The organism is Bradyrhizobium sp. UBA2491 (assembly GCF_002341725.1).
Classification (GTDB): Bacteria; Pseudomonadota; Alphaproteobacteria; order Rhizobiales; family Xanthobacteraceae; genus Bradyrhizobium.
The window spans coordinates 11,723-33,775 of sequence record NZ_DDOP01000014.1 but is presented as its reverse complement, the minus strand read 5'-3'; the positions used below and the strand labels follow the sequence as shown (position 1 = coordinate 33,775).

21 protein-coding genes and 1 pseudogene are annotated in these 22,053 nt (G+C 65.3%); 10 read left to right on the top strand and 12 right to left on the bottom strand.

The annotated features are described in order from the left end of the window. Position 1: 1 nt before the first annotated feature. The 3 genes from B2W55_RS03465 (at position 2) to B2W55_RS03455 (ending at position 6,098) form a co-directional block, all read left to right on the top strand. Entirely contained in the window at positions 2-1,066 is a 1,065-nt protein-coding gene (locus B2W55_RS03465) for an MBL fold metallo-hydrolase (RefSeq protein ID WP_024579016.1), read from the top strand. Between the two features lie 181 nt (positions 1,067-1,247). After that, positions 1,248-2,477 (top strand): 5-aminolevulinate synthase, encoded by a 1,230-nt coding sequence (gene hemA / locus B2W55_RS03460; protein ID WP_024579015.1) that lies wholly within the window; start codon positions 1,248-1,250, stop codon positions 2,475-2,477. 114 nt (positions 2,478-2,591) lie between these two features. Beyond that, entirely contained in the window at positions 2,592-6,098 is a 3,507-nt protein-coding gene (locus B2W55_RS03455; RefSeq protein ID WP_024579014.1) for a PAS domain-containing hybrid sensor histidine kinase/response regulator, read from the top strand. 21 nt (positions 6,099-6,119) lie between these two features. On the opposite strand, the gene B2W55_RS03450 is transcribed toward B2W55_RS03455, so the two are convergent. After that, positions 6,120-7,529, bottom strand: a complete 1,410-nt coding sequence (locus B2W55_RS03450) for an MFS transporter (protein WP_160306694.1) — start codon at positions 7,527-7,529, stop codon at positions 6,120-6,122. 92 nt (positions 7,530-7,621) lie between these two features. Between B2W55_RS03450 and B2W55_RS03445 the strand changes: the two genes are divergently transcribed. After that, on the top strand, positions 7,622-8,257 hold the full coding sequence (locus tag B2W55_RS03445; protein ID WP_024579012.1) for a helix-turn-helix transcriptional regulator: 636 nt from the start codon (positions 7,622-7,624) through the stop codon (positions 8,255-8,257). A 2-nt stretch (positions 8,258-8,259) separates the two neighbouring features. Here the strand turns inward: B2W55_RS03445 and B2W55_RS03440 are convergent. From B2W55_RS03440 to B2W55_RS03430, 3 genes and pseudogenes are all read right to left on the bottom strand, one after another. Further along, positions 8,260-8,451: pseudogene (locus B2W55_RS03440) on the bottom strand (response regulator transcription factor); the annotation flags it as partial. Positions 8,452-8,513: 62 nt separating this feature from the next. Next, positions 8,514-9,047 (bottom strand): REP-associated tyrosine transposase, encoded by a 534-nt coding sequence (locus tag B2W55_RS03435; protein WP_024579010.1) that lies wholly within the window; start codon positions 9,045-9,047, stop codon positions 8,514-8,516. A gap of 65 nt (positions 9,048-9,112) precedes the next feature. After that, positions 9,113-9,787 (bottom strand): response regulator, encoded by a 675-nt coding sequence (locus B2W55_RS03430; RefSeq protein ID WP_024579009.1) that lies wholly within the window; start codon positions 9,785-9,787, stop codon positions 9,113-9,115. Between the two features lie 354 nt (positions 9,788-10,141). Here B2W55_RS03430 and B2W55_RS03425 point away from each other — a divergent pair, with 354 nt between their 5' ends. Then, positions 10,142-11,767, top strand: coding sequence for an MFS transporter (locus B2W55_RS03425; RefSeq protein ID WP_024579008.1), 1,626 nt, complete (start codon positions 10,142-10,144; stop codon positions 11,765-11,767). A gap of 80 nt (positions 11,768-11,847) precedes the next feature. On the opposite strand, the gene B2W55_RS03420 is transcribed toward B2W55_RS03425, so the two are convergent. The 3 genes from B2W55_RS03420 to B2W55_RS03410 all read right to left on the bottom strand — a co-directional run bounded on the left by B2W55_RS03420 (position 11,848) and on the right by B2W55_RS03410 (position 13,642). Continuing rightward, the gene (locus B2W55_RS03420) at positions 11,848-12,321 is read right to left on the bottom strand and encodes a secondary thiamine-phosphate synthase enzyme YjbQ (RefSeq protein ID WP_024579007.1); all 474 of its coding nucleotides are present in this window, start codon (positions 12,319-12,321) and stop codon (positions 11,848-11,850) included. A gap of 161 nt (positions 12,322-12,482) precedes the next feature. After that, positions 12,483-12,986, bottom strand: coding sequence for a hypothetical protein (locus B2W55_RS03415; RefSeq protein ID WP_024579006.1), 504 nt, complete (start codon positions 12,984-12,986; stop codon positions 12,483-12,485). A 32-nt stretch (positions 12,987-13,018) separates the two neighbouring features. Beyond that, a complete protein-coding gene (locus tag B2W55_RS03410; protein ID WP_024579005.1) occupies positions 13,019-13,642 on the bottom strand; it encodes a 2-hydroxychromene-2-carboxylate isomerase in 624 nt (207 codons plus the stop codon). A gap of 276 nt (positions 13,643-13,918) precedes the next feature. Here B2W55_RS03410 and B2W55_RS03405 point away from each other — a divergent pair, with 276 nt between their 5' ends. From B2W55_RS03405 to B2W55_RS03385, 5 genes are all read left to right on the top strand, one after another. After that, on the top strand, positions 13,919-14,290 hold the full coding sequence (locus tag B2W55_RS03405; protein WP_024579004.1) for an AtpZ/AtpI family protein: 372 nt from the start codon (positions 13,919-13,921) through the stop codon (positions 14,288-14,290). 72 nt (positions 14,291-14,362) lie between these two features. Next, positions 14,363-15,112: a F0F1 ATP synthase subunit A gene (locus B2W55_RS03400; RefSeq protein WP_024579003.1), complete on the top strand. Its 750-nt coding sequence runs from the start codon at positions 14,363-14,365 to the stop codon at positions 15,110-15,112. 55 nt (positions 15,113-15,167) lie between these two features. Continuing rightward, on the top strand, positions 15,168-15,398 hold the full coding sequence (locus tag B2W55_RS03395; protein WP_016847054.1) for a F0F1 ATP synthase subunit C: 231 nt from the start codon (positions 15,168-15,170) through the stop codon (positions 15,396-15,398). 69 nt (positions 15,399-15,467) lie between these two features. Continuing rightward, entirely contained in the window at positions 15,468-16,034 is a 567-nt protein-coding gene (locus tag B2W55_RS03390) for a F0F1 ATP synthase subunit B (RefSeq protein WP_024579002.1), read from the top strand. Between the two features lie 3 nt (positions 16,035-16,037). Continuing rightward, positions 16,038-16,523 (top strand): ATP F0F1 synthase subunit B, encoded by a 486-nt coding sequence (locus B2W55_RS03385; RefSeq protein ID WP_024579001.1) that lies wholly within the window; start codon positions 16,038-16,040, stop codon positions 16,521-16,523. 108 nt (positions 16,524-16,631) lie between these two features. On the opposite strand, the gene B2W55_RS03380 is transcribed toward B2W55_RS03385, so the two are convergent. From B2W55_RS03380 to B2W55_RS03360, 5 genes are all read right to left on the bottom strand, one after another. After that, positions 16,632-17,282 (bottom strand): hypothetical protein, encoded by a 651-nt coding sequence (locus B2W55_RS03380; RefSeq protein ID WP_024579000.1) that lies wholly within the window; start codon positions 17,280-17,282, stop codon positions 16,632-16,634. 142 nt (positions 17,283-17,424) lie between these two features. Next, complete coding sequence (locus B2W55_RS03375; RefSeq protein ID WP_024578999.1) at positions 17,425-18,012, bottom strand: GNAT family N-acetyltransferase; 588 nt, start codon at positions 18,010-18,012, stop codon at positions 17,425-17,427. A 159-nt stretch (positions 18,013-18,171) separates the two neighbouring features. Beyond that, positions 18,172-19,461, bottom strand: coding sequence for a M16 family metallopeptidase (locus tag B2W55_RS03370; protein ID WP_024578998.1), 1,290 nt, complete (start codon positions 19,459-19,461; stop codon positions 18,172-18,174). After that, the gene (gene thrC, locus B2W55_RS03365) at positions 19,461-20,876 is read right to left on the bottom strand and encodes a threonine synthase (protein ID WP_024578997.1); all 1,416 of its coding nucleotides are present in this window, start codon (positions 20,874-20,876) and stop codon (positions 19,461-19,463) included. Before thrC ends, B2W55_RS03370 begins: the two co-directional genes overlap by 1 nt. Positions 20,877-21,228: 352 nt before the next feature. Further along, positions 21,229-21,855: a glutathione S-transferase family protein gene (locus B2W55_RS03360; RefSeq protein ID WP_024578996.1), complete on the bottom strand. Its 627-nt coding sequence runs from the start codon at positions 21,853-21,855 to the stop codon at positions 21,229-21,231. Between the last annotated feature and the right edge of the window lie 198 nt (positions 21,856-22,053).

Genomic DNA, 22,053 nt, shown 5'->3' with positions numbered 1-22,053 from the left:
CATGGACAAGAAGACCGACAGCCTGCCCTCCTCGGCAGAGGCATTGCGATACCCTTGGGAGAACCATCCCGGCCACGACCAGGTCGTGGAAGTGGCCCCCGGCGTGCTGTGGGCGCGGCTGAAGCTGCCGTTCCGCCTCAACCATGTGAACATCTACCTGCTCGCCGATGGCGACGGCTGGACCATGGTGGATTCCGGCTTCGGCAACGAGGAATCGATCGCGGCCTGGACCACGCTGTTCGAGGGACCGCTGAAGCACGTCAAGGTCACCAGGCTGATCGTGACCCACTCGCACCCCGACCATGTCGGTCTCGCCGGCTGGGTCACCGAGCGCTTCGACTGCCCGCTGTTCATGTCGCAGGTCGAATACCTGCAATCGGTCTATCACCAGAACCGCGGCACCGAGGAACGGCGCAACGCGCAGCGGCTGTTCTTCCGCCGCCACGGCATGGACGAGGACCTGACCGAGAAGCTGCTCGGCCGCGGCCAGGACTACCTGAAGCGGGTGTCGGTGCTGCCGCCGTCCTACCACCGCCTCACCCATGGCGACGAGGTCGTGATCGGCACGCGGCGCTTCAAGGTGATCACCGGCGGCGGTCACGCGCTCGACCAGGTGATGCTGTATTGCGCCGCCGACAAGCTGTTCCTGTCCGCCGACCAGGTGCTGAGCAAGATCTCGCCCAATGTCAGCGTCTGGGCGGTCGAGCCCGAGCAGAACTCGCTCGGCGAGTACCTCGCCTCGCTGGCGAGCCTGACCACCACTCTGCCCTATGACGTGATGGTGCTGCCCGGCCACGGCGTGCCGTTCTACGGGCTGAAGACCCGGATCAAGCAGCTCGCCGACCACCATGAGGAGCGCTGCCGGCTGATCGCCGAGGCCTGCCGCGAGGTGCCGCAGACCTCCAAGGAGCTGGTGCCCGTGGTGTTCCACAAGCACGTGCTGGACGAGCACCAGATGGGCTTCGCCGCCGGCGAACTGGTCGCCCATGTCAATTACATGCTGGTCGAGGGCCGCCTGACGGCCCGGATGCATGACGACGGCATGCTGCGCTTCCGCACCACCTGAGCCCGGCCGGGCGGCGCCCCGTCCGGCGATTTGAGCAAAATCAAACCCAAAACCCCGCGCTAGGGCAATTTGCCCAGCTGCGACGCATGCCGAGCTGTGAGTCATTGCATGGACATTAGAGCTGGAAAAGCTCTAAGAAGAAGCAGCTATTCCGGTCAGGTTCCGCTTTCTGGGTTTGCCGATGGATTACAGCCAGTTTTTCAACACCGCCCTCAACCGCCTGCATGACGAGCGGCGCTACCGGGTGTTCGCCGACCTCGAGCGGATCGCGGGACGTTTCCCGCACGCGACCTGGCATTCGCCGAAGGGCAGCCGCAACGTCGTGATCTGGTGCTCCAACGATTATCTCGGCATGGGCCAGCACCCCAAGGTGGTCGGGGCCATGGTCGAGACCGCGACCCGGGTCGGCACCGGCGCCGGCGGCACCCGCAACATCGCCGGCACCCATCATCCGCTGGTAGCGCTCGAGGCCGAGCTCGCCGACCTGCACGGCAAGGAAGCCTCGCTGCTGTTCACCTCGGGCTATGTCTCGAACCAGACCGGCATCTCGACGCTGGCCAAGCTGATCCCGAACTGCCTGATCCTGTCGGATGCGCTGAACCACAATTCGATGATCGAGGGCGTGCGCCAGGCCGGCTGCGAGCGCCAGATCTTCCGCCACAACGACGTCGCGCATCTCGAACAGCTCTTGATCGCCGCCGGCCGCGACCGGCCGAAGCTGATCGTCTGCGAGAGCCTGTATTCGATGGACGGCGACGTCGCGCCGCTCGGCAAGATCTGCGATCTCGCAGAAAAATACGGCGCCATGACCTATGTCGACGAGGTGCACGCGGTCGGCATGTACGGCCCGCGCGGCGGCGGCATTGCCGAGCGCGACGGCGTGATGCACCGTATCGACGTGCTCGAGGGCACGCTGGCGAAGGCGTTCGGCTGCCTCGGCGGCTACATCGCCGGCCGCGCCGAGATCATCGACGCGGTGCGCTCCTACGCGCCGGGCTTCATCTTCACCACCGCGCTGCCGCCGGCGATCTGCTCGGCTGCGACCGCCGCGATCCGCCATCTGAAGACCTCGAACTGGGAGCGCGAGCGCCACCAGGACCGCGCCGCCCGCACCAAGGCGATCCTGACCGCCGCCGGCCTGCCTGTGATGTCGAGCGACACCCATATCGTGCCGCTGTTCGTCGGCGACCCCGAGAAGTGCAAGCGCGCCTCGGACATGCTGCTCGAGGACCACGGCATCTACATCCAGCCGATCAACTATCCGACGGTGGCCAAGGGCACCGAGCGGCTGCGCATCACGCCCTCGCCCTACCATGACGACGGGCTGGTCGACGCGCTGGCCGAAGCCCTGCTCCAGGTCTGGGACCGGCTCGGCCTGCCGCTGCGCCAGAAGTCGCTGGCCGCCGAGTAACCCTATCGGTTTCCGACCCCGAATTCGGGCCGGCCGTGCATCGCGCGGCCGGCCCTTTGCGTTATAATCCCGAGACCCGGCCCACCCAGCGGCCGGGACGGGAGATGAGCAGCGATGCTGCACGATTGGGGCGTGATCGCCTCGGCGTTCGCCTACATCGGATTGTTGTTCTTCATTGCCAGCCGCGGCGACCGGATGTCGCCGGGCGCGCGCGGCCGCGCCAGCGCCTGGATCTATCCGCTGTCGCTCGCGATCTACTGCACGTCCTGGACCTTCTTCGGCTCGGTCGGCTTCGCCACCCGCACCAGCGTCGACTTCCTGGCGATCTATGTCGGCCCGATCGTGATGATCGGGCTGTGCACGCCGCTGCTGCGCCGCGTGATCGCGCTCGCCAAGTCGCAGAACATCACCTCGATCGCCGACTTCATCGCCGCGCGCTACGGCAAGAGCCAGAAGGTGGCCGCCACCGTGGCGCTGATCGCGATCATCGGCTCGGTGCCCTATATCGCGCTGCAACTGAAGGCGATGGCCTCCTCGCTGGAGACCATCCTGAGCGAGGACCAGGCGTTCTCGAAAATTCCGATCCTCGGCGACATCGCGCTGATGGTGACGCTGGCGATGGCGGTGTTCGCGGTGCTGTTCGGCACCCGCCACAGCGACGCGACCGAACACCAGCACGGCCTGATCCTGGCGATCGCCGCCGAATCCATCGTCAAGCTGGTCGCCTTCATCGCCGCCGGCGCCTTCGTCACCTTCTGGATGTTCTCCCCGGTCGAGCTCTACGAGCGCGCGCTGAAGACGCCGGAGGCGGTGCGCGCGATCGAATACGTGCCGTCGGTCGGCAACTTCCTGATCATGACGCTGCTGTCGTTCTGCGCGATCATGCTGCTGCCGCGCCAGTTCCATGTCAGCGTGGTGGAGAATTCGAACGCCGCCGAGGTCAGCCGGGCGCGCTGGCTGTTCCCGCTCTACCTCGTCGTGATCAACGTCTTCGTGATTCCGATCGCGATCGCCGGCCTGGTGATCTTCCCGTTCGGCGCGGTCGACGCCGACATGTTCGTGCTGGCGCTGCCGATCGAGGGCAATTCGCAATTGCTCAGCCTCGCGGTGTTCGTCGGCGGGCTGTCGGCCGCGACCGCGATGGTGATCGTCGAATGCGTCGCGCTCTCGATCATGGTCTCCAACGACATCGTGCTGCCGCTGGTCTTGCCGCGCAGCGACGACGCCCGGATCGGCCAGAAGGATTTCGGCGATTTCCTGCTGAAGGCGCGCCGCTTCTCGATCTTCGCCATCATGGTGCTGGCGTATTTCTACTATCGCGCACTCGGCAATACCCAGCTGGTCGCGATCGGCCTGCTGTCCTTTGCCGCGATCGCGCAGCTCGCGCCGGCATTCTTCGGCGGCCTGTTCTGGCGCCGCGCCACCGCGCGCGGCGCCATGGCGGGGATGCTGGTCGGCTTCGCGATGTGGCTCTACACGCTGTTCGTGCCGAGCTTCCTGGAGAACTCGACCGCCGGGTTGATGCTGCTGCAACATGGACCATTCGGGATCGAGGCGTTGCGACCGCAGGCGCTGTTCGACGCCGACCTGCCGCCATTGCTGCACGGCGTGCTGTGGAGCCTCGGGCTCAACATCCTCACCTATGTGCTGTTCTCGCTGGCGCGCGCGCCGTCCGCGATCGAGCTGTTGCAGGCCGACGTATTCGTGCCCAGCGCGGCACCGATCGCGCCGAGCTTCCGGCGCTGGCGCACCACGGTGACGGTGCAGGACATCCAGAGCACGGTGACGCAATATCTCGGCCCCGACCGCACCCGCGAGGCCTTCGCCGCATTCGCCGCCGACCGCAACATCGTGCTGCAAACCGCGGCGCCGGCCGATTTCGAGCTGCTGCAACACGCCGAGCGGCTGATCGCCTCCTCGATCGGCGCGGCGTCGTCACGGCTCGTGATGTCGCTGCTGTTGCAGCGGCGCACGGTGTCGGCCAAGGCGGCGCTGAAGCTGCTCGACGATTCCCACGCCGCGCTGCATTTCAACCGCGAGATCCTGCAAACCGCGCTCAACCATGTGCGCCAGGGCATCGCGGTGTTCGACGCCGATTTGCAGCTGATCTGCTCCAACCGGCAGTTCTCCGAACTGCTCGGGCTGCCGCAGCATCTGGTGCAGCTCGGCATCCCCTTGGCCGAGATCCTCGAATTCATGGGCGCGATCAGCCCGCCGGCGACGGGCGACGGCGACAGCCTGCTCGCGCTGCGGCTGCGCGCCTACACCACCGAGGGCGAGCCCTATCTGGAGCGCTTCACCGACCGTCATCTGGTGATCGAAGTGCGCGCCAACCGGATGCCGGGCGGCGGGCTCGTCATCACCTTCTCCGACGTCACCCCGAGCTTCGAGGCCGCCGAGGCGCTGGAGCGCGCCAATGCGACGCTGGAGAAGCGGGTGCGCGACCGCACCGAGGAGCTGACGCGGCTGAACTCGGAGCTCGCGCTCGCCAAGGGGATCGCGGAAGACGCCAACGCCTCCAAGACCCGCTTCCTGGCGGCCGCCAGCCACGACATCCTGCAACCGCTCAACGCGGCGCGGCTCTATGTCACGAGCCTGGTCGAGCGCCAGAACGGCGGTGAGGATTCCCGCCTGGTCGAGAACATCGACGACTCGCTCGAGGCGATCGAGGACATCCTGGGCGCGCTGCTCGACATCTCCAGGCTCGATGCCGGCGCCATGACCCCGGCGATCACGAGCTTCCGGATGGCGGATCTGATGCGCTCGCTGGAGATCGAGTTCATGCCGATCGCCCGCGACAAGGGCCTCGATCTGCGCTTCGTGGCCTGCTCGCTGCCGGTCGAATCCGACCGCTCGCTGCTGCGCCGGCTGTTGCAGAACTTCATCTCCAACGCGATCAAATACACCCCGCGCGGCCGCGTGCTGATCGGCTGCCGCCGCCGCGGCGACGCGCTCCAGATCAGCATCTTCGACACCGGGGTCGGCATCCCGGTGCAGAAGCGCGGCGAGATCTTCAAGGAATTCCACCGCCTCGAACAGGGCGCCCGCATCGCCCGCGGTCTCGGCCTCGGGCTGTCGATCGTCGAACGGCTGGCGCGGGTGCTCAACCATCGCATCGCGATCTCGGCCAATCTCAGCGGCGGCTCGGCGTTCTCGGTCACCGTGCCGGTCGCGGCCGCGGTCAACCACACCGCCGCCGTCACCAGCACCACGCCGCTGTCGAAGACGCCGATGAGCGGCTCATTGATCGTCTGCATCGAGAACGATCCTGCGATCCTCGACGGCATGAAGACGCTATTGACGGCGTGGGACGCCGAGGTGATCGCGGTGCTCGACGCCGACGGCGCGATCAGCGCGATCGAGGCCGCCGGCGGCCGCGTCACCGGCGTGCTGGTCGACTATCACCTCGACCGCGGCAACGGCGTCGCCGCGATCCGCGAAATCCGCCGCCGCTTCGGCGACAACATCCCGGCGATCCTGATCACCGCCGACCGCAGCCCCGCGGTGCGCGCCGCCGCGCGCGAGGAGAACATCGCAGTGCTGAACAAGCCGGTCAAACCGGCCTCGCTGCGTGCCCTGCTCGGACAATGGCGGACGCAGCAGATGGTGGCGGCGGAGTAACCTCCGCGCGGTCCGAAGCGTTCACACGCGCCGGCGCAGGGCGCGCAAGCGCAGCCCCGCGACAAACGCAAGCATGGCCCATGCGACAAAGCTTACCGGCACCCAGAACGCCGCGCGCTGCATCGTCGCGTCAGCGACCGCCGCCGCCAATCCGCTGGCATTGGCGACCAGGCCGGCGATCGCGGCACCAAATGCAAATCCCATCTGCTGAATGGTCGGCACCGACGATGCCGCGACCACCTCGTCGCCCGCCCTGGCGCTGTCCATGATGCGATGCGCGACCAGCGGCCAGCATTGCCCGATGCCGGCGCCCAGCAGCGCGATGGCCGGAATCAGCAGCACGACGGACGCCGTCGCATTCGGGCCAAGCAGCGCGATCGCCATCAGGCTTGCCCCCATCATGACCGGGCCGATCAGCATCAAACGGTCGGCCGAGCGGCCCGAGAGGCCGGCCGTCAGGATCGAGGCCACGCTCCACCCCATCGACGCACAGGCGACGGCGAATCCGGCCGAGAGCGGGTCGAAGCCGTGCAATTGCTGGAGGAACATCGGCACGTAGATCTGGAGCGGGCTGAAGGTGATGCAGAGCAGCAGCGCAACCCAGAGGCCGACGCCGGTTCCGCTGCGCCACGAGAACGCATCGCTCGGCAGCAGCCGCGTCGGCGCCGTGCGGTCCAGCCGCAGCATCGCGACAAACGCCAGGATCGCAGTCACGATCAGCCCGAGCTTCAGCCATGACGACCCCACGGCAGACGTGACTGACGTCGCGGCGATCGCAAGGCAGATCAGCGCGACGCGGCCGAGCGGCACGCGCGCCGCCGACGTCGGCCGCGAGGCGGTCGCGGGCGACAGGACGAAGAAGGCTGCGACCGCGAGCACGACGGCGGTCGCGGCACTCGCGACAAAGGCGCCGCGCCAGCTGGCGAAATGCGCGAACAGTCCGCCGACCAGCGGCCCGATCAGCACCGACATGCTCCAGCTCATCGACATCAGGGCGATGGTTCGCGACCACATGCTCTCGGGAAACGTCGCGCGCACCAGCACATAGGCCACCGCGGCCTCCAGACCGCCGCCAAATCCCTGGATCAGCCGGCCGGCCACGATCCATCCCATCGCCGGGGCGAGCGAACACAGCACGGCACCGAGGCCGAAGATCACGACCCCGGCACAATAGACCCGCCGTGCACCGAAGGTGGTCGACAGCACGCCGACGCAGCTTGCCGCGACGATGGAAGAAGCCAGATAGGCGGTGGTCGGCCAGCTCAACATCGTGACGCCGCCGAGCTCGCCGACGATCGACGGCAACACCGTCGTCAGCATCAGCACGTTCATGGATTGCAGCAGGACGCCACCGAGCAGGATGGCGAGTGTCGGAATCCATTCGCGCTTGAGGAGCGATCGCCACCCCTCCTGAACCACGTCCTGCTTCATGTCGGAAGCCTCCTTCCGGACCGACGCTCCGGCAGTTGCCTGCGACAGCAATCGTGTTATTTTAGGTAGCATCTTGTTTCTAAAATATTTCCGTGAGTCAAGACGACCCCCGTAGCCAGGATCGCATCCTGTTCCAATTGAAGACCCGCGGCCCGCAGACCGCCGCGGAGATCGGCGCGCGCCTCGAGATGACGCCGGCCGGCGCGCGTCAGCACCTCGTCAAGCTCGAAGCGGCCGGCCTCGTCGCAAGCGACCAACAGCGGGAAGGCCGCGGCCGGCCGCGGAAATACTGGCGGCTGACGCCGCGCGGTCACGAGCGCTTCCCCGACCGCCATTCCGATCTCACGCTCGATCTGCTGCGCTCGATGCAGGCGGTGTTTGGCGAGCGCGGCATGGAGACGCTGATCGAGCATCGGGAACGCGCCAGCATCGCCGACTACCGCAAGGCGGTTGGAACGGAGGGCTCGCTACGTCGGCGATTGGCATCACTGGCGCGGCTGCGCAGCCGGGAAGGCTATATGGCGAGTGTGCTCAAGGACGCTAGCGGCTTTCTTCTGGTCGAGAACCACTGTCCGATCTGCGCCGCGGCGGCGGCCTGCCAGGGTCTTTGCCGCTCGGAGCTTGCGGTGTTCCGCGCGGTGCTGGGGCCCGATGTCACGATCGAACGCGTCGATCACATCCTGGCCGGCGCACGACGCTGCGCCTACCGGATCACGGCGGTCCGGTAACGTCAGCTCGACGGCGTGCCCTGGCGCCACTGGCCGCCGGCGATCTTGGCGGCGGCGATCACGGCCTGGGTCCGGCTTTCGACGCCGAGCTTCTGGAGGATGGCCGAGACATGGGCCTTGATGGTCGCTTCGGAGACGCCGAGCTCATAGGCGATCTGCTTGTTGAGCAGCCCCTCGGACAGCATCATCAGTAGCGGTTTGCAACGAAACCGTAGGATGGGTGGAGCGAAGCGATACCCATCATCTCCCAGCTTGTTCAACGCTCGCCGAACTCGCCATCAAGGCCAGAAACGCCCCCTGCCCAATCGTCTGGATAGACGCCGTCGCTCACCATGCGACGAAACGACGAATACGGCCAATCGCTCACCTTGGTGACGAGCCCGTGCTTTACGGGATTGATGTGAACGTAATCGATGTGCCGGGCAAAATCGGTCTCGTCGCGGATCGTGTGCTCCCAGTAGCGGCGCTGCCAAATTCCGCGCTCCCCCTTGCCGGCCCGGCTAGTTGAGATCGGTTCTCCGCCGGCGAGTTGTCGGGAGAAAGAAGTCTTGATCAACCGCCATCGGGTAGAAAAATCCGTCTCTCCGTCCGGCAGGGTCCAGACGGTATGCAGATGGTCAGGCAACACTACGATAGCATCGATCGTGAACGGATGATGCCTCTGAGTCTCCCGAAACGCGGTCCGTAATATTTCGATATTCTCGATCAGCAGCCGGCGTCGCCGATCCGCTAGATTAACGGTGAAGAAGAAACAGCCTCCGGCAACGAAATTGCGGCGGTAACCTGTCATAGTTGCGGGTTCGGACGCTCAAGTGATGGGTATCGCTTCGCTCCACCCATCCTACGAATTCCACGTCAGCTCGACGGCGTGCCCTGGCGCCACTGGCCGCCGGCGATCTTGGCGGCGGCGATCACGGCCTGGGTCCGGCTTTCGACGCCGAGCTTCTGGAGGATGGCCGAGACATGGGCCTTGATGGTCGCCTCGGAGACGCCGAGTTCGTAGGCGATCTGCTTGTTGAGCAACCCCTCGGACAGCATCATCAGCACCCGCACCTGTTGCGGGGTGAGCGTCACCAGACGGTCACGCAGCCGGGTCATGTCGGGATCGCCGGCAGCCGACAGATCGGTATCCGGCGGAACCCAGACGTCGCCCTCCATCACCTTCATGATGGCATCCCGCAGCGTCTCGACGCCGAAGCGCTTGGGGATGAACCCCGAGGCGCCGAAGTCGAGCGAGCGGCGGATGGTTCCGGCGTCGTCGCTGGCGGAGACGATGACCACCGGGATCGCCGGATATTGCGCCCGCAGATAGATCAGCCCGGAAAAGCCGCTGATCCCCGGCATCGACAGGTCGAGCATGATCAGGTCGACCTCGGAGTCCCGTTCCAGCAGCGCGGTCAGGTCCTCGAACGATCCGGCCTCGCTGATCGTGGCCGAGCTCACGACACTGGACACCGCCTGGCGCAACGCATCGCGAAACAGCGGATGGTCGTCGGCGATGACAAGATGAGTATTGGCAGCAGCGTTCATCTCAGTCCCACTTGCAGGCTTTGGCAAACCCGCGCCGTTCGGTTGTCGCCCGCGCGGCAGTACCACGCAAGGGCCCGGTAATACCAGATGCCAAAGCAGTTAACCCGCTTAGCTTGTGCGCCGCAATAGACGCACGCGGGGGCGCTTCGTCCTGGTCTCGCCTCCCAAGATAAGTTCAAGCGTGCAAAAGCCAAAAGTCTTATTGGGGCGGGTTTCACTGCGATGTTACCCTCCAACGCAAGCCGAAGGCTCATTCGAGCCTAACCCGCCAGCCGGGGGCGAGCATCAGCAATAATTTCGGGGGGAGCTATCCAGATGTCCACAATGACTGCAACCTCGGCGCGGCCCGCCGGCATGACGAAGGATGAGCGTTTCGTCATCCTCGCGTCGTCGCTCGGGACCGTGTTCGAGTGGTACGACTTCTATCTCTACGGTTCACTGGCCGGCATCATCGGCGCGCAGTTCTTCTCCGACTATCCGCCGGCAACGCGCGATATCTTCGCGCTGCTGGCGTTCGCGGCAGGCTTCCTGGTGCGTCCGTTCGGCGCCATCGTGTTCGGCCGGGTCGGCGACATCGTCGGCCGCAAATACACCTTCCTCGTCACCATCCTGATCATGGGCCTGTCGACGTTCATCGTCGGCCTGCTGCCCAACGCCAAGACCATCGGCATCGCCGCGCCGATCATCCTAATCTCGCTCCGCCTGCTGCAAGGCCTCGCGCTCGGCGGCGAATATGGTGGTGCCGCGACCTATGTCGCCGAGCATGCACCGCTCGGCAAGCGCGGCTACTACACCTCGTTCATCCAGACCACGGCAACGCTCGGACTGTTCCTGTCGCTGCTGGTGATCCTGTTCACCCGCACCATCACCGGCGAGAAGGACTTCGCCGAATGGGGCTGGCGCATTCCGTTCCTGGTGTCGGTGCTGCTGCTCGGCATCTCGGTCTGGATCCGTCTGCGGCTGAACGAATCGCCGGTGTTCCAGCGCATGAAGGAGGAAGGCAAGACCTCCAAGGCGCCGCTGACCGAAGCCTTCGCGACCTGGAGCAACGCCAAGATCGTGATCCTCGCGCTGTTCGGCCTCACCATGGGCCAGGCGGTGATCTGGTACACCGGCCAGTTCTACGCGCTGTTCTTCCTGCAATCGATCCTGAAGGTCGACGGCTACACCGCCAACCTCCTGATCGCCTGGTCGCTGCTGCTCGGCACCGGCTTCTTCCTGGTGTGGGGCGCGCTGTCGGACAAGATCGGCCGCAAGCCGATCATCCTGGCGGGCTGTCTGATCGGCGCACTGACCCTGTTCCCGATCTTCAAGATGATCACGACCAACGCCAACCCGGCGCTGGAAAAGGCCTATGAGACGGTCAAGGTGCAGGTGGTTGCGGATCCGGCAAGCTGCGGCGACCTGTTCAACCCGGTCGGCACCCGCGTCTTCTCGGCGCCCTGCGACACCGCCCGCGCCTTCCTCGCCCAGTCGTCGGTGAAGTATTCCACCGTGCCTGGCCCGGCCGGCTCGCCGGTGAAGGTCGTGGTCAACGACAAGGACGTGCCCTACACGGACGCCAAGACGTCGAACCCCGCGATCACCGCGGCGGTGCAGGCGGCGGGCTATCCGAAGGCGGGTGACGCCGGCGTCGTGAAGATGTCGCATCCGTTCGACGTCTTCCGTCCGCAGGTGGCTTCGGTCATCGGACTGCTGTTCATCCTGGTGCTCTACGTCACCATGGTTTACGGCCCGATCGCCGCCATGCTGGTCGAACTGTTCCCGACCCGCATCCGCTACACCTCGATGTCGCTGCCCTATCATATCGGCAACGGCTGGTTCGGCGGCCTGCTCCCGGCGACCGCGTTCGCGATCACCGCCTCGACCGGCGATATCTACTCCGGTCTCTGGTATCCGGTCATCTTCGCGGCGATCACCGTCGTGGTCGGCGCGCTGTTCATCCCGGAGACCAAGGACGTCGACATCTCCAAGACCTGATCGGTCGACCACGCAATCAAGATGCATCGGCCGCGGATCGCTCCGCGGCCGATGTCGTTTCAAGCGGCGACACGAAAGCGTCAGCGCGTGGCGCCGATGAATTGCAGCACGATCTCGCGCCGGTGCGGGCGGGCGCGATGCTCGATCAGATAGATGCCCTGCCAGGTGCCCAGTGCCATTGCGCCATCGAGCACCGGAACCTGCAACGAGGTCGCCGTCAGCATCGTCTTGATATGCGCCGGCATGTCGTCAGGACCTTCGGTGTCGTGACGCCAGCCACCGTCCTCGGGCGCGGCGCGGTCGAGCGCCGTCATCAGGTCGACCAGCACCGTCGGATCGGCATTCTCCTGGATCGTCAGCGACGCCGAGGTATGGCGGATGAACAGCGTTACCACGCCCTCGCCGGCACGCACCTCGCGCAGCAATCTTGCGACCTCGCCCGTGATGTCGATGAAGCCCGCGCCCGCTGTCTCGACCAGCAATCGCGACGACGTGATGCTGGTCGCCGCGACGGATGATGGCGCCGAGCGCGAGAATTGCTTCGATGAACTCATGTATCCTCTTGACCGTCGTCCCGGCGAAGGCCCGGGACCCATAACCACCGATATTCATTGGTCAGGCGAGGCGCCAACTCCTAGCCGTCGAAATCGAGAAATCACGGCGTATGGGTCGCGGCCTTCGCCGGGACGACACTGTATGTGTGGCAATCGTCAGATCAGATCTTGCCGCCATTGCTGTCACGCTGGACGCGGTTCGCCATCTCGATCAGCCGCCGCCAGGCCCGCTCCACGAACGACATCATGCGATCCATGTCACGGTCGCTCGGCAGCGGAATCTCGATCTTGCGCTCGCCCTCGGCGGTCTTCGGCTGCTTCAGCTGGTCCGATTTCGGCAACGCTTCGTCGGTCTTGGCCGACGGTGCGCGCGCCGCAAGCTCACCCCTGAGTTTGTCATTGTCGACTTGCAGCCGCCCGATCTCCGCATCCAGCGCCGCACGCTCGTCGGGCACCAGGTAGCAGGCCCAGCCGGCGCTGGAATTGGTGCAGGTCGACACCGCACCGGTGCGCGTGTCGAGCCGCAGGAAGCCGTCGCCGGCCGGAGACAAGGCGTAACGGCCGTTCTCGGTGTCCGGCGTGGTTTGCGCCGTCGCCGCGCCGCATGAGATCAGGACGGCGGCAATTGCGATCGACAGTTTCGACGGCGACATCGCGATGGGCATGGCTTGCTCCGCCTCAACCTGATTTCCTGCCCCTAGACCTCAGAGCTATAGGGCTTGCGGCCCGACTTCAACGCGTCCTCGAGCAATTCGATCCGGTCCTGTCCCCAGAATACCTCGCCATCGAGCACGTAGCCCGGCGAGCCGAATACGTCGGCGGACAATGCATCCTGGCGGTTCTGCTCATAGGCCGCGCTGATCGCCTCGGCGCCTGAGCGCTCGACCAGCTGCTGCCCGGGCATGCCGGCTGCATCGGCGAGACTTACCAGCGTCGCAGGATCGGCAAGGTTGAGCTGTTGCTCCCAGACGGAAGGAAAGGCGCGTTGCAAGAATGGCTCGGGATCGAGGCCCGCCTCGAGCGCCGCGATCACGACGCCATCGGCAAGCCGTCCGTTGAACGGCCAATGCGCCGGTTGCAGATGGAAATTGAGCCCACGCTTGTCGCGCCAGCGCTGCAACTCGATCATCCGGTAGCGCTGCCGCATCGGATGACGCTTGGCGAGCGGCAATCCGCCGGTCTCCGCGAACAAATCGACCAGCAGCACGGGACGGTAATTTACCTTGAGATCGTAAGTGCTTACGAGTCGAACGAAGGGCTTGTGGCCGATATAGGCCCAAGGTGATTGCAAGGAGAAATAGTAGTCGATCTGGCGCGGCATGCGGAACCTTGATTGCACGAGACGATAGCGATTTTGACTGATCCCAGCAGAGCGGCAAAAGCCACGCAACATCGCTCAATGTCACGCAAGCTGCTGCACTGCGATCGCTGCGTCACTCTGCCCTTGAATATCTCCAAATAAATCCAGCAGAATCAAAGCAATAACTGGTTACGACGCAATCTTGACTTGATTAGACGCGGTAAGTATGGTCCGCGCGGCTTTTGACGGGGACGGGCGCAATTTCCATCAACCGCGGCATCGGTTAGTGTTTGCAGCATGGCTGAAAACACCAACGACGGCGCAAGTGGAAGTCGCGATCAATCGCCTCCTGACGAAGCTGCGCTTTCCGCAAGGCTCGGAAGTCTCGATCATCGGTTGTCAGAAATTCGCGACAGCCGCAGGAACAAGACTGATCAATCCGGTACAGAAAGCGGGGACAGTGCCGCCAGAGCTTCGGCGATGGCGCTCGGTTTTCGTCTTTCCTCGGAGCTGATCGCGGGCGTTGCCGTCGGAGCGGCGATTGGCTGGGGGTTCGACCGTTTGCTGTCGACGTCGCCATTCGGCTTCATCGTGTTAACGCTGCTCGGCTTCGTCGCCGGCGTGGTCAACGTGGTGAGGTCCGCGGGCGTGGCCTCGGGCAAGCGCTGAGCGCTGGCGGGAAGTCACGACATTTGAAATTCGATTACCGGCACGATGGCCGGTGGACCAAGAGCCGCGCGGATGAAAATCGACCCGATCCACCAGTTCAATATCGAGCCCCTCTTCACGCTCGGCCACATCGGCAATCACACGATCGCCTTCACCAATTCGTCGCTCTACATGTTCATCGCGGTGCTGCTGATCGCGCTGCTGATGCTGGCGAGCGGCCGCGAGCTGGTTCCGGGACGGCTGCAATCGGTTGCAGAAATCTCCTACGAGTTCGTCGCCACCACGATTCGCAGCACGGCCGGCTCGGAAGGCATGAAGTTCTTCCCGCTGATCTTCTCGCTGTTCATGTTCCTCTGCGTCTCGAATCTGGTCGGCGTCATCCCCTACACCTTCACGATCGCAAGCCACCTGATCGTGACCGCAGCGCTCGCGCTGCTGGTGTTCTTCACCGTCCTGATCTACGGCGTCTACAAGAACGGCCTGAAATTCTTCAGCATCTTCGTCCCCCACGGCGTTCCGATCTACATCCTGCCGCTGGTCATGTTCATCGAGATCCTGTCGTTCTTCCTGCGGCCGGTCTCGCACAGCGTTCGTCTGTTCGCCAACATGCTGGCCGGCCACATCGCGCTGAAGGTGTTCGCGGGCTTCGTCGCCATGCTCGGCTTCTCGCTCGGCGCGCTCGGCTGGTTCGGCGGCGTGCTGCCGCTCGCGCTCACCGTTGCGCTGTACGCGCTCGAGCTGCTGGTCGCGTTCCTGCAAGCCTACGTGTTCGCGATCCTGACCTGCATCTACCTCAACGACGCCATTCATCCGGGACACTAAGCGGTCCGGGGAATCTCCACCCACCAATCTGTCTATCTTTCTCAAGGAGCTACAAATGGAACCGGCAGCAGCAAAACTTATCGGCGCGGGCATCGCGTGCATCGGCATGGGCGGTGCGGGCGTCGGCGTGGGCATCATCTTCGGCAACTACCTCGCCGCTGCGGTGCGTAACCCCTCGGCCGCTCAGGGCCAGTTCGGCAACCTGATCTTCGGCTTCGCCGTGACCGAAGCGCTCGGCATCTTCTCGCTGCTGATCGCGCTGCTCCTGCTGTTCGTTCCGCTCTGAGCGGCACTTCCTTCGCGCCGCCCGGGGTTCGTCCAAGGGCGGCGCGCATGACAGCAACAGGAGAACACCATGGCTGAGAGTCATGGCGAGGCAAAAGGCCAGCAGGCCGGCGCCCACACCGAGGCCGATGGTGGACATCACGGCGGAGCCTTTCCGCCGTTCGATTCCTCCAATTTCGCCTCGCAGCTGGTGTCGCTGGCGATCGCATTTGTCGCGCTCTACCTGATCGTGTCGCGTATCGCACTGCCGCGCGTCGGCGGGACGATCGACGCACGTCAGAACAAGATCGAGGGCGATCTGGCCGAGGCGCAGAAGCTGAAGGACGAGTCCGACGCGGCGCTGAAGGCCTATGAAACCGAACTCGCCAACGCGCGCGCCAACGCGCAGGCGATCGGCAACGAGACCCGCGAGAAGCTGAACGCGGCCTCGGAAGCCGAGCGCAAGACGCTGGAAGAGAAACTGGCGGTGAAGCTCGCCGACGCCGAGAAGCAGATCGCAACGACCCGGACCAGCGCCATGAGCAACGTCCGCGGCATCGCGGCGGATGCGGCCGGCGCCATCGTCCAGCAACTCGCCGGCGTCACGCCGGACGCGAATGCGGTCAACAGCGCCGTCGACGCGTCGCTGAAGGGATAGACGATGTTTTACGAACCGGAAACCTGGGTTGCGATCGCCTTCGTCGTTCTGCTGGTCGTGTTCGGCTATCTCGGCGTCCATCGCACCCTGCTGACGGCGCTCGATCATCGTGCCGAGCGCATCAAGGCCGAGCTGGATGACGCGCGCCGTCTGAAGGACGAGGCCAACAAGCTGCTCGGCGAGTACAAGGCACGCCGCGCCAGCGCGGAGCGCGAGGCCCAGGACATCATCTCCAGCGCCAAGGCCGAAGCCGAGCGGATCGCGGCCGAAGCCAAGACCAAGATGGAAGATTTTGTCGCGCGGCGGACCAAGACCGCCGAGAGCAAGATCGCCCAGGCCGAGGCCCAGGCCGTGGCTGATGTCCGCGCCGCCGCGGCCAACGCCGCGGTGACCGCCGCCTCGACCATCCTGTCGCAGTCGGTCAAGGGCCCGGTTGCCGACGACCTGATCGGCAAGGGCATCGCCGAAGTCCGCTCCAAGCTGAACTGACGCGATCACAACTGGTTACCAAAAAGGCCGGCGCGAGCTGATCGCGCCGGCCTTTTTGTTTGCCTTCAAATGCTCGATCCGCCCACGTTGCGTGGCGCGATCGCCGCGCTACTTCTTCTTGTGCGGGGCGCGTGGCTTGGGCTCCGGCTTCAGGGCCTGCGGATCGAAGCCGATATAGAAGATGTAATTGTCGTTGTCGGCCGGCGACGGCGCCGGATAGACGACATCCTCGGCAACCAGGCTGAACGGCACGCTGCCGCTCTCGTCCATCTGCACCGTGGTGGTGTAGGCCTTGGTCGCGATCGTCTTCTCGCCGACGCCGCCCTGCACCACGGCGACGCGCAGCGGCACCTGAATGGTCGGCGGGGCGCCCTGGGGACCGACGATGATCCGGCCCTGGATCCCGATCTTGGCGGTGATCATGCCGCCGCTCAGATTGCATTGCCGCGCGGTGCGGGTGATCGAGGCCAGGAACTTGACGTCGTTGCCGACCGCTTCCTTGCCGGTCGCCGCCACCGAATAGGTCGAGGCCCCGGAGCGGATCTGCACCGGCGGACAGGACAGTTCGGCATCGGCGTCATTGAGCTGCTGTGGCGCGGCCGGAGCGGCCGGCTTGTCCTGGTCGGACGAACCACCCCCGAACAGGCTCTTGAAGCGGTCGCTCAGCGACTGCGCGGAGGCCCCTGGGGGCAGCAGGGTGGCCCCGAGCCCGATCGACAGCGCCGCTGCGAGCGCGAACCTGATCACCCTGTCACCCATGCGATATCCCCAGAACCTTCAATCCCAGCCTCCGTTTCGCCGGCGTTATAGCAAGGCAATGGCGGCGAACCCAAGGCATCCTTGAGCCCAAGGCAGCCGGAGGCATCGCGGGACGCCGGCCATCAGCCAAAAGACACAAGGGTCAGCCGCCAAAATCCTCGTGCAGCAGGCCGAACAGCAGATGGTCCTGCCAGATCCCGTTGATGCAGAGGTAGCGCCGTGCCAGTCCCTCGCGGGTGAAGCCGCACTTCTCCAGCACGCGGATCGATGGCGCATTGGAGGGAATGCAGGCCGCCTCGATGCGATGCAGATTGAGCTCGCCGAACAGCGACGGCAGCAGCACCCGCAGCGCCGTCGTCATGTAGCCGCGATGCGCGTGCGGCAGGCCCACCCAATAGCCGATCGTGCCGGCCTGCACGATGCCGCGGCGGACATTGGCGAGCGTGATACCGCCGAGCATCACCCCGTCCGATTCGCGGAAGATGATGAACGGATAGGAGCGGTCGGCGGCGATATCCTCGGTGTAGCGGCGCAGCCTGCGCCGGAAGCCTGCGCGGGTGAGGTCGTCGGAGGGCCAGATCGGCTCCCATGGCGTGAGATAGGCGCGGCTGAATTCGCGCAGTTGCGCCCATTGCGGGAAATCCGACATTTGCGGCGCCCGCAGCAACAGCCCGTGACCGCGCGGCATCAATGCAGCCGGTCCACCGGACGGCAAACGAAACAGGGCCATGGCCCAACACTCCCCACGACTTCTCCCTCGCCCCGCTCTTGCGGGGAGAGGGTCGGGGTGAGGGGTCATTCCGCAGACTAGATTTGCGGACAAACCCCTCACCCGAAGCCTCCGGCTTCGACCTCTCCCCGCAAGAGCGGGGCGAGGTAGAGCTAACTTCTAATGCAGCAGCGTCCTTGCCTTCGACTTCGTCAATCCTTCCGCAAAAGATACCGCCGTGTCCAGACCCCTGCCGCTGCCAAGGGCGACGACGGCGGGCCGGCTGCGCGACAGCAGCGCGCGGGCGGCGTTGCGGCTCGATTCGACGCTGACCGCATCGATCCGCGCCACCAGTTCTTCCACCGTCTGCGGCCGGCCATAGGCTAGCACATGGCGCGCCAGCTGTTCGGCCCGGGATGAGCAGCTTTCCAGCGCCATCAACAGCCCGGCCTTCATCTGCGCCTTGGCGCGCGCGACCTCGGCCTCGGTCAAGGTTTCGACGGCGTCATTGATGACGTCGACGATCACCTCCATCATTTCCGGCGCATCGGCGGGATCGGTGCCGGTGTAGAGGCCGAAAAAGCCGGTATCGCTATAGGGTGCGTGGAAAGTGTAGATCGAGTAGCACAGCCCGCGCTTCTCGCGGACCTCCTGGAACAGCCGCGACGACATCCCGCCGCCGAGCGTGTTGGTGAAGACCTGTAGCGAGAACAGCGACAGGTCGGTCTGCGGCACGCCTTCGAGCGCCAGCGTCAGATGCGCCTGCTCGAGATCGCGATGCACCACCTTCGAGCCGCCCTTGCCGAACATCGCAGGCACCGGCTTCGGCGCCGGCGTGGCGTCGAAGCTCGCAAACTTCTGCGCGACGTCCTCGACGACGCGCTTGTGATCGACCGCGCCGGCGGCGGCAACCACCATGTCGGGCGCGCGGTAATGCGTCGAGAGGTAGGCGCGCAGCATGTCGCGGTTGAAGGTCTTCAGCGTCTTGGCGGTGCCGAGCAGCGAGCGGCCCATCGGCTGGTCCGGATAGCAGAGCTCGTTGAGATGCTCGAACACGACGTCGTCGGGCGTGTCCTGTGCGGCGCCGATCTCCTGCACGATGACGCTCTTCTCGCGCTCCAGCTCGTCCGGCACGAAGGACGGATTGGCGAGGATGTCGGAGAGCACGTCGAGCGCCAGCGGCACGTCAGCCTTCATCACCCGCGCATAATAGGCCGTGGTCTCGGTTGAGGTCCCGGCATTGAGATCGCCGCCGACCGCCTCGATCTCCTCGACGATCTCGCGCGAGGACCGCCGCGTGGTGCCCTTGAAGGCCATGTGCTCCAGGAGATGCGAGATGCCGTGCTCGTTCGGCTTCTCGTCGCGGCCGCCGACCCCGGCCCAGACCCCGAGCGCCGCGGTTTCCAGATGCGGCATGGTGTCGGTGACGACGGTCAGTCCGCTCGGCAGCTTGGTGATTTCAACGGCCATCAGGCCACTCCCTGCTTGGCGGCCCGGCTGACCGACAGCACGAAGCGCTCGACCTCCGTTGAATCATTCTTCATGACCGTCATGTGTTCGGATTTGCTCATCAGGCCGCCGAGCCAGGCCGGCAATTGCGGCCGCACCCCGCAGGCGGCCTCGACCGCGTCGGGAAATTTCGCCGCATGCGCGGTCGACAGCACGATGTTCGGGATCCTGGAGTCCGAGGTGTCGCGGTCGGCGACCGCGAGCGCCACCGCGGTGTGCGGATCGACCAGATCGCCCGCCTCGCGCCAGGCGGCGCGGATCGCAGCCGCGGTCTCGGTCTCGTCGGCGCGGCCGGCGTCGAAATCGCGGCGCACCGCGGCCAGCGTTGCATCCGGCAGCACGAAGCGGCCGGACTGATTCAGCGAGGCCATCAGGCGGCGGACCTGATCGGCATCACGCCCGCTCGCCTCGAACAACAGCCGCTCGAAATTCGAGGACACCTGGATGTCCATCGACGGCGATGCGGTGGCGTGCACCTCGCGCACCTCGTAGATGCCGGTCTTCAGCGTGCGCGGCAGGATGTCGTTGACGTTGGCGGCGATGCGTAAGCACCGGATCGGCAGCCCCATCCGCTTCGCGACATAGCCGGCGAAGATGTCGCCGAAATTGCCGGTCGGCACCGTGAAGTCGACGGTGCGCTGGGGCGATCCAAGCGCCACCGCCGAGGTGAAATAGTAGACCACCTGCGCCACGATGCGCGCCCAGTTGATCGAGTTGACGCCGGACAGCGCGACGCTGTCGCGGAAGCGATGGTTGTTGAACATCGCCTTCACCAGCGCCTGGCAGTCGTCGAACGTGCCTTCGACGGCGAGCGCGTGGACGTTGGCAGCACCCGTCGTCGTCATCATGCGGCGCTGCACCTCTGAGATGCGCCCGTTCGGGAACAGCACCACGAGATCGACATTGTCGAGATTGGCAAAGGCCTCGACCGCGGCGCCGCCGGTATCACCTGACGTCGCGACCACGATGGTGGTGCGCTGCGCGCGCTTGGCGAGCACATGATCCATCAGCCGCGAGATCAGCTGCATCGCGACGTCCTTGAACGCCAGCGTCGGGCCGTGGAACAGCTCGAGCGTGAACTGGTTCGGGCCGACCTGGTCGAGCGGCACCACCGCGGGATGCCGGAACGTAGCGTAGGCCTCGTTGGCCATGCGGCCGAGTTCGGCGTCGGAAATCTCGCCGGCGGCAAACGGCCTGATGATCTCGACCGCGACCTCCCAATAGGGACGGCCGAAAAAGCCGGCGATGGTCTCCGGCGATAGCTGCGGCCAGCTCTCGGGCACGTACAGCCCGCCGTCGCGGGCAAGCCCGGTCAGCATCACATCGCAGAAGCCAAGCACCGGGGCCTCGCCCCTGGTCGAAATATACCGCGTCAAACCGCCCTCCAAAGGCTTCGATCCGAGCCTTAAGCCTTTGATATCATGGATTTATCACGTTCGCGCAACACGCAAACCGAACGGCCACCATAGAAGATCGGGCTGGCAATGGGTAGCCCGTAGCGCGCGTTGCGGGGGCGCGTGGGATGGAGAGTTGGCGACTAGCGCGACTGACCATCCGCCCGCACCGCATTCAGCGCTGTCGTCCTGGCCTTCGCCAGATCCATCGTCATTCCGGGGCTCGCGCAGCGAGAGCCCGGAATCCATCATGCCGCATCATCTGTGGTGAAATGGATTCCGGGCTCGACGCTGCGCGTCGCCCCGGAATGACGATAGAGAGCGCACACGATCCCTACCCTTTCGGCGGCGCCAGCGGCTGCACGATCTCCTGGAACGGCGGCAGTGCCTCGCAGCGCGCCGCATGCGCCCGCAGCGCCGGATAGCGCGCGTCGAACAGATGCGGATGTGCTTCGCCGGTGAACCGCAAGGCGCAGGCCACCGCGATGTCGGCATGACCGATGCGATCGCCCAACCAATAGGGCGTCTCGACCGCCGTCCGCTCCTGCTCCAGCGCCGCGAGCACGCGGGCAATCTGCCCCTCGCAGCGCTCGACCCACAGCTTGAGCTGCTCCTTGCGCAGCACGCGCTCGTAGACCAGGCTGACCGCCTTGTCGGCAAGCCCGGTCGCCAGTGCCATGATGCGCAGATGCCGGCGCCGCTCGATGCCGGAACGCGCAATCATCGCCTTGTCCGGCCCGACCAGTTCGTCGAGATAATCCAGGATCGCCCCGCTCTCGATCAGCGCCTCGCCGTCGTCGAGCACCAGCGTCGGCACCCGCTGCACCGGATTGAACGTCGCAACTTTCTCCGCATCGCCGAAGGTCGACCATGGCCTGTGCTCGAAGCGCAAGCCATAAAGCCGCAGCGCGATCGCGGTGCGGCGGACAAAGGGCGAGTCGTACTGGCCGATCAGGAACATCTGTCATCTCGTCGGTCATGCCGCGGCAGACCGCTGCCGCGAAAGCAGGGCTTTCGAGGTGTGGCGGCCGGGCCGAGGTCAAAGGTTGCGCTTTGTACCATCCTAGATGGGCTGCGCGGCATTGCAACACTGCTGAGTCATTGCAATGAGGCATTGCCAGCACTGAGACGCATATCCAGTGTCGTCCCTGCGAAAGCA